The organism is Pseudomonas sp. VEM90, from assembly GCF_054611535.1.
Genome location: NZ_JBTRAR010000023.1, coordinates 80,648 through 93,224, shown reverse-complemented (window position 1 = coordinate 93,224; position 12,577 = coordinate 80,648). Strand labels below are relative to the sequence as shown.

The following is a 12,577-nucleotide window of genomic DNA, read 5'->3' as shown; positions in this document are numbered from 1 at the left end:
CCGGGAACCGAAAATGGATTGGCGTAAATTTACAACAAGTGCCCTCAGAATGACGACTGAATCTTCAAGCCAGCGACCAGCGCGTTATCCACCTCGTCCACCCCGCCCGGGCTCTTGATGTACTGCAGGTTGGGCCGCACGGTCAGCCAGTTGGTAACGTGGAAGCCGTAGTAGAGCTCTGCGTTGTACTCGGTGCGCTGCAGCGGCACGAAACCAGGGTTGTCGTAATCGTTGATGCCGCCCTGGCCGTTGAGCAACTCGGCGCGCTTCTTCACGTCGTCATTCACATGAATACGCGCCACACCGAAGCCGATGTCATCCTTGGGCCGAGCGTCGAAAGCGCCTTTGTAGACCAACCCCACCTGCTGGTAGTTGTCGACCACGTTGGTGGCCTTGTCATGCACGGTGAAGTTGGCGAACAGGCTGAGGCCACGGTTGACGTCGCCGCCGTGGGCGGTGACCTGCTGCTGCGCCACCACCCACCATCCGTGCTTGCTGGAGTGCGACTTGAAGGCTTCACCTGTCAGCGCCTGCGGGTTGCCGTTGACGTCGTCGAACACATCGTCAGCCTTGGCCGTGCTGTAGTAGTAACCCAGGCGGTACTCGCCCGGCAGGCCATTGACCTTGGGCGACCACACCGCTTCCACCGGCAAGATCGCACCCTTGGTACCACTGCCGCTGAGCTTGAAGCCGTTGCCGGTTTCCAGGTTGGAAGGGTTCTGCTCGAAGGCCCCGACCTGTACGAAGAACTCCGGGGTGATGTTGTACTTCACCCGCAGCGCCCACTGGCTGACCGGCCAGTTGTACCAGATGCCGCCCACCCAGTTGCCCACCTGCGAGCCGCAGAAGGCCAGGTTCTGGAAGTCGCAAGGGAAGCTGTTGAAGTCCTCGCCCTCGCCAAAGCGGCCAAATTTCACGTCCAGTGCGCCGTCGAAGTACTTCTGCTTGATCCACATCTGGGTCAGGCGCCAGGTCTGGCCACGGCCCCACACCTCCTGCACCGAGCTGAACTGCCCGGCGCGCGGGTCGCTGATGCGGTCGTTGGACAGGTTGCGACCGCTTCGCTCGGTGATTGCCAGCTTGAACTCGGCATCATGCCAGCCCAGTATCTTCTGCAAGTCCAGATGCGCGCCGAGGGCGAACTGGTCGCTGTAGCGTGCGGTCTTGTCGTCGTTGTAGCCGCCATGCAGGTTGCCAGCCACCTCGCCCACATAATCGAGGGTGAAGTCATAGCCCTTGTCCAGCAGCTCGGTCCGGGTGCCGCCCCAGTCGCCGGTCATCCATTTTGATTCGCTGGAAAAAGCCTCGGCAGCCTGTGTACCGCTGCTGCCTACAAGTGCAAGCAAGGCCAACGATCCCAGTGTATTGATGCGTTTGCGCTGTTCCATCCCTTTGCGTCCTCTTTTTTCTTATTGATGGTGTAGACGAGTCAACGGCCTTTGAAGTGAGCCACGTTGTCCTTTGCAGTTGCGCCAGTGCTGGCCAGGTGCAGGCGCTCGCCATTGTCGGCGTCGAACAGCAGCACCCGGGCCGGGTCGAATTGCAGGTTGAGGGTGTCACCCACCCGGCACACCACATCCGGTGCAAGGCGGCAGCACACTTTTGTCTGGTTGAGCGTGACGAACACCAGCAGGTCCGGCCCGGTGGGCTCTGTGACCTGCACCTCGGCGCGGATACCCGGCAAACCATTGCCATCAGCAGCGCCCAGGGCGATCTGCTCAGGGCGGATGCCGAGGATGATCTCGCGCCCCTCCAGCTCGTCAGCAGCCAGCCCCAAAGGCAGCTCGCAGCGTGCCTGGCCGCTGTCGAGCATCGCCAGCAAGCGGCCATCGTGCCTGGCCAGACGCACCGGAATGAAGTTCATCGGCGGCGAACCAATGAAGCTGGCCACGAACTGGTTGGCCGGGTCGTTGTAGATCTGCTGCGGGGTGCCGAACTGCTGGATGATGCCGTCCTTCATCACCGCCACCTTGTCGCCCAGGGTCATGGCCTCGATCTGGTCATGGGTGACGTACACCGTGGTGGTCTTCAGGCGCTGGTGCATCAACTTCATTTCGGTGCGCATTTCGACCCGCAGCTTGGCATCGAGGTTGGACAGGGGTTCATCGAACAGGTAGATCTTGGGTCGCCGCGCCAGTGCCCGGCCCATGGCCACGCGCTGCTGCTGGCCGCCGGACAGCTGCGCCGGCTTGCGCGCCAGCAAGTGTTCGATCTGCAGCAACTTGGCCACCCGCGCCACTTCCTCGTCGATGGCGGCCTGGGGCAGCTTGCGGATCTTCAGGCCGAACTCGATGTTCTCGCGCACACTCATGGTGGGGTACAGCGCATAGGACTGGAACACCATGGCGATATCGCGGTCCTTGGGGCTCATGCCGCTGACGTCCTGCTCGTCGATGAGGATGGCGCCGCCGGTGATCTGCTCCAGGCCGGCGATACAGTTCATCAGGGTCGACTTGCCGCAGCCCGACGGCCCCACCAGGATCAGGAACTCGCCATCCTTGATCGACAGCTGGATGTCCTTGAGGGTGTCCGGCAGGCCGCTGCCGTAGGTTTTGTTCACATTGCGAAGTTCGAGCGTTGCCATGGCTTACCCCTTGACCGCGCCGGCCGTCAGCCCGCGCACGAAATATTTGCCTGCCACCACATAGACCAGCAGGGTTGGCAGGCCAGCGATCATCGCTGCCGCCATGTCGACGTTGTATTCCTTGGCCCCGGTGCTGGTATTGACCAGATTGTTCAGGGCTACGGTGATCGGTTGCGAATCGCCGCTGGAGAACACCACGCCGAACAGGAAGTCGTTCCAGATCTGGGTGAACTGCCAGATCAGGCAGACCATGATGATCGGCGTGGACATCGGCAGGATGATGCGGCGGAAGATGGTGAAGAACCCGGCACCGTCCAACCGTGCGGCCTTGACCAGCGCGTCGGGGATGCTCACGTAGAAGTTGCGGAAGAACAGCGTGGTGAAGGCCAGGCCGTAGACCACATGCACCAGCACCAGGCCGCTGGTGGTGCTGGCCAGGCCAAGCTTGCCGAGGGTGAACGAGGCCGGCAGCAGCACGGTCTGGAACGGCAGGAAGCAGCCGAACAGCAGCAGGCCGAAGAACAGTTGCGAACCCCGAAAGCGCCACATCGACAGCACATAGCCGTTCAGTGCACCGATAGCGGTGGAGATCAACACCGCTGGCACGGTGATCATGATCGAGTTCCAGAAGTAACCGCTGACCGCTGCCCAGGCCTTGGCCCAGCCTATGCCGGTAATCACCGCAGGCCAGCTCAGCAGGTTGCCGGTGCTGATGTCTTCGGGGGTCTTGAAGCTGGTCAGCAGCATCACCACCAGCGGCACCAGATACAGCAGCACGGCGATCAGCAACACGGCATGGATGGCCATACGGCTGAGGCTGAGCACCGGCTTGTCGACAGGACTATGCATGGCGTTTGCTCCGCAGCTCCGAGTACAGGTAAGGCACGAGGATCGCCAGGATCGCCCCGAGCATGAGGATGGCGCTGGCCGAGCCTATGCCCATCTGGCCGCGGCTGAAGGTGAACGAATACATGAACATTGCTGGCAGGTCGGACGAGTAACCCGGGCCGCCGGCCGTCATTGCCGCCACCAGGTCGAAGCTCTTGATGGCAATGTGCGAGAGGATCATCAGCGCGCTGAAGAACACTGGGCGCAGGCTGGGCAGCACTACAGTCCAGTAGATGCGCGGCAAGCTGGCACCGTCGATCTGTGCGGCGCGGATGATCGATTGGTCAACGCCGCGCAGGCCGGCGAGGAACATGGCCATGATAAAGCCCGAGGCCTGCCACACGGCGGCGATCACCAGGCAGTACACGACCCGGTCAGGGTCGATCAGCCAGTCCAGGCGAAAGCCCTCCCAGCCCCAGTCACGCAACAGCTTGTCCAGGCCCATACCGGGGTTGAGCAGCCATTTCCACGCGGTGCCGGTGACGATCATCGACAACGCCATGGGGTACAGGTAAATGGTGCGAATGAAGCCCTCACGGCGGATGCGCTGGTCCAGCAGCACCGCCAGCAACACACCGATGGCCAGGCTGATGGCGATGAACAGGCCGCCGAACAGAAGCAGGTTCTTGCTCGCCACCCACCAGCGGTCGTTGTCGAACAGACGGGCGTATTGCGCAAGGCCCGCCCACTTGTAGGTGGGCAGAAAGGTCGAGGTAGTGAAGGACAACACGAAGGTCCAGAGGATGTAGCCGTAGAAGCCCACCAGCACGATGAACATGCTGGGTGCCAGCACCAGCTTGGGCAGCCAGCGCTGAAGCGCGTCCAGGGGTGAGGCCCGCAGTTGGGCGGTGGTCGTAGTCATGTCTTGGATCCCGAGGTAGTGGCGGTGCTGCGCACCGCTTCGCGGGCAAGCCCGCTCCCACAGGTCCGGCGTCATGACCAGGAACAGTGGTGAGCAGGGCCCATCTGGGAGCGGGCGTGCCCGCGAACAGCCGTTACTGGGCAGCCTTGATCGCCGCCGCCAGCTTCTTCGCCGCATCGGCCGGGTCGGCCTTGGGGTCGTTGATGTAGTTGGTCACCACATCGAAGAACGCGCCCTGCACGGCCAGCGTGGTGGCCATGTTGTGCGCCATGCTCGGTTGCAGGCCGCCAGTTTTGGCGTCGGCCAGGAAGTCCTTGGCAGAGGTTTGAGCACAGGCATCGAAACCATACTTGCCCATGTCGGCAAGCATGTCGTTGCGTACCGGGATCGAGCCCTTGTTGGTGCTGAAGACCTTCTGGAAGTCCTCACCCAGCACCTTGCGGGCGATGTCCTGCTGGCCAGCAGAGGTGCCAGCGTTGTTCTGCTTGAACACCACCAGCGAGTCGATGTTGTACAGGAAAGCCTTGTCGGTGCCGGGGAACGGCACGCACTGGTAATCCTTGCCGGCGGTTTTCTTCGCCAGGGTCCATTCGCTCTTGGCCCAGTCGCCCATGATCTGCATGCCGGCCTTGCCGTTGATGACCTTGGCGGCTTCCAGGTTCCAGTCCTGGCCCTTGCCGTCCGGGTCCATGTAGGTGGCGACCTTCTTCAGCTCGGTCAGCGCCTTGACCATGTCCGGGCCGGTCAGGGCCGTGTTGTCGAGGTCGACCAAGGCCTTCCTGTAGCCATCGACGCCCATCACCGACAGCACCACGCTTTCGAACACGGTGCTGTCCTGCCAGGGTTGGCCACCATGGGCGAGCGGGATGAAACCGGCAGCCTTGAGCTTGTCGGCGGCGGCGTAGAATTCGTCGAGGGTGGCGGGCGCCTTGTCGATGCCGGCCTTCTTGAACACTTCGGGGTTGATCCACAGCCAGTTGATGCGGTGGATGTTCACCGGTACGGCAACGTAGTCACCGTCGTACTTCACGGTGTCGGCCACTTTCTTGTCGAGCAGCGAGTCCCACTTTTCGTCCTTGGCCACATCCTTGAGCACATCGGTGTCGAGCAAGCCGGTGGCCGCCCAGTCCTGGATGTCGGGGCCTTTGATCTGCGCGACACCGGGCGGATTGCCTGCGACGGCGCGGCTCTTCAGCACGGTCATGGCCGTGGCACCACCGCCACCGGCGACGGCGCCGTCCTTCCAGATGAAGCCGTCTTTTTCGACCTGGGCCTTGAGCACATCGACCGCCGCTTTTTCACCACCGGAGGTCCACCAGTGCACCACTTCGACGCTGCCTTTGGCGTCAGCAGCCTGGGCACCCAGGGGGATCAAGGAGGCAAAAGAAATTGCGGCAGCGAAACGGAGCGTGGAATTCATCGAGGCACCTTTCTTGTTGTTATGCCATGCAAGTCGATCGCTTGCGTTGCATGAAGTCTAAACAGCGCGCTCGCCTCGTCAGGTAACGAAGCGATGCGTGAATGTCATCGTTTGGTTACATTGCCGCCCAGGTTGCTGGCCAAGCTGGGTGCCAGGGGCAAACCTGGCAACAGCAGCGCCTGGTAGGCGTGATAGAGGTCGGGCTTGCCCGGCCAGAGGGTGCCCGCCGGTTGATTGTGCGCATCGAGTTCGTGGTGCCAGCTGCCGCCGACGGGGTCGATGAAATGATTGGCGATAAAGCCCCAGCAGCAGCGGTACCACTGTTCGTAATGCGCCTCGCCGGTGCGTTGCAACAGGGCTGCCGCAGCGGCGCAGGCCTCGGCGTGCACCCAGTGCAGTCGTGCATGCACCACCGGGCGATCAGCCCAGTCCAGCGTATAGACGAAACCCGGGGCGCCATCGACGCCCCAGGCCTGTTGGCAGGCCGTGTCGAACAATGCGCGGGCACTGTCCGGCAACCATTGCGGGGCGTACAGGCCGGCCCGTTCAAGGCTGGCTTCCAGGTGCAGCAGCAACCGCGCCCACTCCAGCGCATGCCCGGGTGTAGTGCCATAAGGCCGGAAGGGGTCGGCCGGGTGTTCGAGGTTGTAATCCGGCATCGGCTGCCAATGGGGATCGAAATGTTCGATCACCCGATAACTGTTGGCGGCAGCATGGCCATGGATGATGCGTTCGGCAATGCGCAGGGCGCGTTGCAGCCACAGGCCGTTGCCGGTGGCATCTGCCAAGGCCAGAAAGGCCTCGGTCGCGTGCATGTTGCTGTTGGCGCCCCGGTACGGCTCGGGGAGCTGCCAGGCGCGGGAGAAGGTTTCCCGCAGGGCACCTTCTTCTTCGCTCCAGAAATGCGCTTCGATCACCTGGGTTGCGTCTGCCAGTAGCGTGCTAGCGTCGACAGCGCCCGCCACCGCTGCTGAGCTGGCGGCCAGAGCGACGAAGGCATGCAGGTAGGCCGCCTTGCCGCTATCGTCGTGGCCGTCGGGGTGGGCGAACCAACCGCCGTGGGTGGCATCCTGCATGGCACCACGCAGTGCTGCCACACCGTGCTCGGCATAGGCCAGGCTGCCAGGAATGCCCTGCAGGTGGGCCAAGGCGAAGCAATGGGTCATGCGGGCGGTGTTCATGGTTTCGGCACGGGCACCGGGGGCGAGTTGCCCGTTGGCATCCAGGTTACCGAAACCGTCGGGTAGTTTCGCGGCCTTGGCAAAGGCCAGCAAGCGCTGTGCTTCGGCCAGGCGCCAAGCGTGGTGGGCCGGGGCATTGAGCCAACTGTTAACGGACAGGTTGAGGGGGGTCATGGGCCAGCTTGATCCTTGCCAGTCTTTTGCGAATTCTAGCCAGTGGGGTCATGGCGGATGTCACGAAGGACGGCGGGATTGTCACCGGGCAGTGACATTTCGGGTGGCTGTACGGGCCTCTTCGCGGGTGAACCCGCTCCCACAAAGACCGCACAGCCTTCCAAGTTTACGCTGTACCTGTGGGAGCGGGCTTGCCCGCGAAGAGGCCCGCACAGGCCCCCAAAAAACTCAATCCATACCCCGCGGCAGATAGAGGGTCACCCGCAGCCCGCCCTCGCGCAGGTTCAGCAAGCTCACCTCCCCCCCATGGCTATGGGCGATGTTGCGCGCAATGCCCAACCCCAGCCCATACCCCTGCTGCTGCCCGGCCAGACGGAAATGCGGCTCGAACACCTGTTCCAGCTGCTGCTGCGGTACCCCGGGCCCCTGGTCATCCACCTGCAGCACAAAGCCCTCCGCCCCGTCGATGATGCGCAGCCGCGCCCGTTCGCCGTACTTGATGGCGTTGTCGATCAGGTTGCCGATGCAGCGACGCAATGCCAGCGGCTTGCCCGGGTAAGGCGCCAGCGCCTGGCCCTCGACGGTGATGCGACCATCGCCCAGGTAAGGCTCGACCAGAATCTCCAGCACCTGATTAAGGTCGACCGGCTCGATGTTTTCGTGGATGTCGGTGTCCTTTACACACTGCAAGGCGCCTTTGACCAGCAACTCCAGCTCATCCAGATCCTGACTGAACTTGGCCTGAAGGCGCTCGTCCTCCAGCAGTTCCACACGCAGACGCAGGCGGGTGATCGGCGTGCGCAGGTCATGGGAAATGGCGCTGAACAGCTGACTGCGTTCGGTCAGGTAGCGGCTGATTCGCTCTCGCATACTGTTGAACGCCCGGCTAACCTCGACCACTTCACTGCCACCCGCTTCAGCCAACGGCGCCACATCGGCGCCCAGCGACATTTCCCGCGCGGCCCGCGCCAGCCGTTTGAGCGGCCAGCTTTGCCAATGCACCAGCAAGCCGATGAACAGCAGCAGCAAGGTTGTGGTGAGCACGATGAAACCGATCTGCTGCCGTGGCAGGCGTTCGGCCTCCAGGCTGGTATAGGGTTCGGGCAGCAGCGAGGCGATGTACAACCACTCACCCTCACCCAAGCGGATCTGCGTCACCAATACCGGCGGGTTGAGTGGCTCCAGGGTCAGCGAGTAATGCGCCCAGGAGCGGGGCAGCTCGTCGAGCTTCAGGCCACTGTTGAAGATACGCAGGTCGTCGGGGGCGACGAACGCCACGGAAACTTCCATCTGCGAACCCAGGCGCTCGTGCAGCACCTGCTGGAACACATCGATCACTGCCTGCTTGCGTGGGGTGACAGGCAGTACCGGCATGTCCAGCGGCCTGGCATTGAGTGACACGAAAAAACGTGTGCCACCCATGCTGCGCAACTGGTCGAGCACCATGGGCCGATAGGCGACCGGCAGCGAGCGGAAATAACTGACACTCGCGCTCATCGAATGGGCCAGGCTGCTGGCGCTGGCACGCAGGCCCTGCAACTGGCTGGCACGCAACTGGGCAACCCAGATGATGCTCGACAAGCCCTGGGCCAGCAGCACCACCATCAGGGTCAGCAGCAGCATGCGCCCCAGCAAGGAGCGTGGCAGCAGGCGCCAGCGCCGCTCAGGGAGCACTGCAGACATGCGCCGCCAACAAGTAGCCACTGCCTCGCACGGTGCGAATCAGCCGGGGAGGTTTGTCGATATCGCGCAGGCGCTGGCGCAGACGGCTGACCGCCATGTCGACGATACGGTCCAGCGGCATCGGTTCGCGGCCACGGGTGGCGTTGCCGATGGTGTCGCGGTCGAGAATCTGCTGCGGATGGTCGAGGAACAGCTTGAGCAGGGCGAAGTCGGCACCGGAAAGAATCACCTCTTCGCCGTCGTGATGGAACAGGCGGTGGCTGACCGTGTCCAGGCGCCAGTCGTCGAAGGCCAGCACGGCGCTGCCCGGCGCCGTCTGGCCGAACTCGGTGCGGCGCAACAAAGCCTTGATTCGCGCTTGCAGTTCGCGGGGGCTGAACGGCTTGCCCAGATAGTCATCAGCGCCCAGTTCCAGGCCAATGACCCGGTCAGCCTCGTCGGAGCTGGCGGTGAGCATGATGATAGGTACGCGCGCCTGGCGTGGGTGCTGGCGTACCCAGCGGCACAAGCTGAAGCCGTCTTCGTCGGGCAACATGACGTCAAGAATGACCAGGTCGCAGGGCGTGGTTTCCAGCGCACGGCGAAAGCCCTTGCCGTCAGCCTCGGCATGCACCTGGAAGCCGGAGCGGCTCAGGTAGGTTTGCAGCAGTTCACGGATTTCCTGGTCGTCGTCGACCATCAGGATCGATTTGCCGGCAGTGCTCAAGGTGGTCCTTCCTCTTGTTGATTACAGGTCTTTTTGCCTGCTGTCGGGTATTGCCATCGGGGCCGCCAAGTGGCCCCATCAGTGATCCAACGCCTGCTGCAACGCTACACCGGCCCCCTCCAACCCGGAAAACTCCGCCGTCACCAGCCACACCGGCACCCCGGCAAAATAGCCACTCATACACCCCTTGTCGGCAAAACTCGCGGCAAACCCGCTACGCAAGAACAGCTCGGCAAAGCGCGGAATCACACCGCCAACAATATAGACCCCGCCTCGCGCGCCCAGCGTCAGCACATTGTTACCCGCCACTCGCCCAAGGAAACGGCAGAACTGCTCGACCACCGCCAGCGCCCGTGGCTCACCGCCCAGTGCCGCATCGGTGATATGCGCCGGGGTCTTGTGCCTGGGCGTGTCGCCGTCCAGCGCACAGATCGCCTGGTACAGCCGCACCAGGCCACCACCACTGAGCACGGCCTCGGCGCTGACATGACCGATCTGACTGTGGATCTGCTGGTGGATTGCCGCTTCGCGAGCATTGCCTACCGGCAGGTCAACATGCCCGCCTTCACCCGGCAGGGCCTTCCAGTGCTGTTCGCCCAGACGCAGCAGCGAGCCTACCCCCAAGCCAGTACCTGGCCCGATCACCAGTGCCAGCCTCGAGGGGTCGGCCTGGCCGGGGCACACTTCGCGAAACTCCCCTTCGCGCAGACGGGTCATGCCCAGCGCCATCGCGGTGAAATCATTGATCAACAACAGTCGCTCGACCTGCAAGGTCTTGCAAAATGCCGTGCGGCTCAGGCGCCAGTGATTGTTGGTGAAGCGGAATTCATCGCCATCGACCGGGCCGGCCACCGCCAGGCACACCGCCGCCAGGCCGCCACGGGCGATACCCTGGCTTTCCATGTAAGCCTCGATGGCCTGCTCAGGGTTGGTGTAGTCCGCGGTGGCGAAAACGTTTACCTCATGCAGCTGGTTGTCACGCCACAACGCAAAACGGGCATTGGTGCCGCCAATATCACCAACCAGCAGGTGCTTCATTTGAGGTGCTCCAGGGCCGAAGTAAAGGCACTGGCGCCCTGCTCTGCCGGGCTGAACGCCATGCGCATGAAGCCGAACAGCTCGCGCCCACACCCCAGGTCGTTGCCCTGGGGCGCAGGCGGCAGCTCACGGCTGGCCAGTTCTTCAGCCGACACCATGATCCGCAACGTGCCTTCGACACCGTCGACTCGCACAATATCACCATCACGCACCCGCGCCAGCGGGCCGCCGTCGTATGCCTCCGGGCAAACGTGAATGGCCGCGGGGATCTTGCCCGAGGCACCGGACATGCGCCCGTCTGTCACCAGCGCAACCTTGAAGCCACGGTCCTGCAGCACACCGAGGAACGGGGTGAGCTTGTGCAGTTCCGGCATGCCATTGCAACGCGGGCCCTGGAAGCGCACCACCGCGACAAAGTCGCGCTCCAGCTCGCCGGCCTTGAACGCGTCGGCCAGCGACTGCTGGTCCTGGAACACCCGCGCCGGGGCCTCGACCACCTGGTGCTCGGGGGCGACGGCAGACACTTTCATCACGCCACGGCCCAGGTTGCCTTCCATCACCCGCAGGCCGCCTTCGGCCGAGAATGGCCGCGACACCGGGCGCAGGATGCTTTCGTCCAGGCTCTGTTGCGGTCCTTCGCGCCACACCAGCTTGCCATCGTCGAGGAAGGGTTCCTGGGTGTAGCGGCGCAGGCCATGGCCGGCTACGGTGTTGACATCTTCGTGCAGCAGGCCGGCGTCGAGCAGCTCACGAATCAGGAAGGCCATGCCGCCGGCAGCCTGGAAGTGGTTGATGTCGGCCTTGCCGTTGGGGTAGACGTGCGACAGGGTCGGCACCACTTCGGAGAGGTCGGCCATGTCCTGCCAGGTCAGCTGGATACCTGCAGCCTGGGCGATCGCCGGGATGTGCAGGGTGTGATTGGTCGAGCCGCCGGTAGCGTGCAGCGCGACGATGGAGTTGACCAGCGCCTTCTCGTCGACGATTTCGCCCAGCGGCATGAAGCTGCCGCTGGCCTTGGTCATACGCGTCACCTGCTGCGCAGCCTCGGCGGTGAGTGCGTCACGCAGCGGCGTGTACGGGTTGACGAACGAGGCGCCCGGCAGGTGCAGCCCCATCACTTCCATCACCAACTGGTTGGTGTTGGCGGTGCCGTAGAAGGTGCAGGTGCCGGGGCTGTGGTAGGAATTCATCTCGGACTCCAACAGCTCTTCGCGGCTGGCCTTGCCTTCGGCATAGCGCTGGCGCACATCGGCCTTCTGCTTGTTGGAGATGCCGGAAACCATCGGCCCACCCGGGACGAAGATGGTCGGCAGGTGGCCGAAGCGCAACGCGCCCATCATCAGGCCGGGGACGATCTTGTCGCAGATGCCCAGCATCAGTGCTGCGTCGAACATGTTGTGCGACAGCGCTACCGCCGTGGACATCGCGATCACTTCACGGCTGGCGATAGCCAGCTCCATGCCCGGCTCGCCCTGGGTCACACCGTCGCACATGGCCGGCACGCCACCGGCAAACTGGCCGACCGAACCGACCTCGCGCAGGGCCTGCTTGATCTGCTCAGGGAAATGCAGGTACGGCTGGTGGGCAGACAACATATCGTTGTAGGCCGAGACGATGGCCACGTTGGCCGCGTTCATCAGGCGCAGAGTCTGCTTGTCTTCGCTGCCGCAACCGGCCACGCCATGGGCGAAGTTGGCGCACTGCAGGCTGGCACGCATGGGGCCTTCACTGGCCGCGCCACGAATCAGCTGCAGGTAGCGTTCGCGGGTGGCTCGGCTGCGTTCGACCAGCCGCTGGGTGACCTCAAGGATGCGCGGATGCATGTACTGGACTCCAGGCTAATTGTAAGGGCGGTTTACCGGGCATTTCCCCTCCAAACGATTGCGGCCTAGGCTCAAGTTTAGGAGCCCGCTGCATCGGTGGAGGCACGACGCCCAACCACTCGTTGTATATTTAAACAAAATACTGCCACTAAAAAGGCTTGTTTTCTATCAGCCAGTGAATAATCTTGTAATTCCAACAACAAAACCGTTTCAGTGAA

10 protein-coding genes are annotated in these 12,577 nt (G+C 63.1%); all 10 read right to left on the bottom strand.

Features of this window, described 5'->3' with window-relative positions; all coding sequences use genetic code 11:
- Window positions 1-44: 44 nt before the first annotated feature.
- Window positions 45-1,388: a carbohydrate porin gene (locus ACYCCG_RS20670; protein WP_459671589.1), complete on the bottom strand. Its 1,344-nt coding sequence runs from the start codon at window positions 1,386-1,388 to the stop codon at window positions 45-47.
- 41 nt (window positions 1,389-1,429) lie between these two features.
- Window positions 1,430-2,584, bottom strand: coding sequence for an ABC transporter ATP-binding protein (locus tag ACYCCG_RS20665; RefSeq protein ID WP_209967782.1), 1,155 nt, complete (start codon window positions 2,582-2,584; stop codon window positions 1,430-1,432).
- Window positions 2,585-2,587: 3 nt separating this feature from the next.
- Complete coding sequence (locus tag ACYCCG_RS20660; protein WP_103470107.1) at window positions 2,588-3,433, bottom strand: carbohydrate ABC transporter permease; 846 nt, start codon at window positions 3,431-3,433, stop codon at window positions 2,588-2,590.
- Complete coding sequence (locus ACYCCG_RS20655; RefSeq protein ID WP_339443803.1) at window positions 3,426-4,334, bottom strand: carbohydrate ABC transporter permease; 909 nt, start codon at window positions 4,332-4,334, stop codon at window positions 3,426-3,428. The genes ACYCCG_RS20660 and ACYCCG_RS20655 overlap by 8 nt, the downstream gene beginning before the upstream one ends.
- 133 nt (window positions 4,335-4,467) lie before the next feature.
- Complete coding sequence (locus ACYCCG_RS20650; protein ID WP_339443804.1) at window positions 4,468-5,754, bottom strand: ABC transporter substrate-binding protein; 1,287 nt, start codon at window positions 5,752-5,754, stop codon at window positions 4,468-4,470.
- A gap of 104 nt (window positions 5,755-5,858) precedes the next feature.
- Window positions 5,859-7,109: a D-mannose isomerase gene (locus ACYCCG_RS20645; protein ID WP_209967784.1), complete on the bottom strand. Its 1,251-nt coding sequence runs from the start codon at window positions 7,107-7,109 to the stop codon at window positions 5,859-5,861.
- 228 nt (window positions 7,110-7,337) lie between these two features.
- Complete coding sequence (locus tag ACYCCG_RS20640; protein WP_459671584.1) at window positions 7,338-8,792, bottom strand: ATP-binding protein; 1,455 nt, start codon at window positions 8,790-8,792, stop codon at window positions 7,338-7,340.
- The gene (gene gltR / locus ACYCCG_RS20635; RefSeq protein WP_459671582.1) at window positions 8,773-9,498 is read right to left on the bottom strand and encodes a two-component system response regulator GltR; all 726 of its coding nucleotides are present in this window, start codon (window positions 9,496-9,498) and stop codon (window positions 8,773-8,775) included. Before gltR ends, ACYCCG_RS20640 begins: the two co-directional genes overlap by 20 nt.
- A gap of 78 nt (window positions 9,499-9,576) precedes the next feature.
- Window positions 9,577-10,536: a glucokinase gene (locus ACYCCG_RS20630; protein WP_339443806.1), complete on the bottom strand. Its 960-nt coding sequence runs from the start codon at window positions 10,534-10,536 to the stop codon at window positions 9,577-9,579.
- Complete coding sequence (edd, locus tag ACYCCG_RS20625) at window positions 10,533-12,359, bottom strand: phosphogluconate dehydratase (protein WP_176683705.1); 1,827 nt, start codon at window positions 12,357-12,359, stop codon at window positions 10,533-10,535. The genes ACYCCG_RS20630 and edd overlap by 4 nt, the downstream gene beginning before the upstream one ends.
- Window positions 12,360-12,577 lie beyond the last annotated feature (218 nt).

Coding starts and splice junctions, on each gene's coding strand:
- ACYCCG_RS20640 (WP_459671584.1), bottom strand. CDS start 8,792: ATGTCTGCAGTGCTCCCTGAGCGGCGCTGGCGCCTGCTGCCACGCTCC.
- ACYCCG_RS20630 (WP_339443806.1), bottom strand. CDS start 10,536: ATGAAGCACCTGCTGGTTGGTGATATTGGCGGCACCAATGCCCGTTTT.
- ACYCCG_RS20660 (WP_103470107.1), bottom strand. CDS start 3,433: ATGCATAGTCCTGTCGACAAGCCGGTGCTCAGCCTCAGCCGTATGGCC.
- ACYCCG_RS20655 (WP_339443803.1), bottom strand. CDS start 4,334: ATGACTACGACCACCGCCCAACTGCGGGCCTCACCCCTGGACGCGCTT.
- ACYCCG_RS20665 (WP_209967782.1), bottom strand. CDS start 2,584: ATGGCAACGCTCGAACTTCGCAATGTGAACAAAACCTACGGCAGCGGC.
- edd (WP_176683705.1), bottom strand. CDS start 12,359: ATGCATCCGCGCATCCTTGAGGTCACCCAGCGGCTGGTCGAACGCAGC.
- ACYCCG_RS20670 (WP_459671589.1), bottom strand. CDS start 1,388: ATGGAACAGCGCAAACGCATCAATACACTGGGATCGTTGGCCTTGCTT.
- ACYCCG_RS20650 (WP_339443804.1), bottom strand. CDS start 5,754: ATGAATTCCACGCTCCGTTTCGCTGCCGCAATTTCTTTTGCCTCCTTG.
- ACYCCG_RS20645 (WP_209967784.1), bottom strand. CDS start 7,109: ATGACCCCCCTCAACCTGTCCGTTAACAGTTGGCTCAATGCCCCGGCC.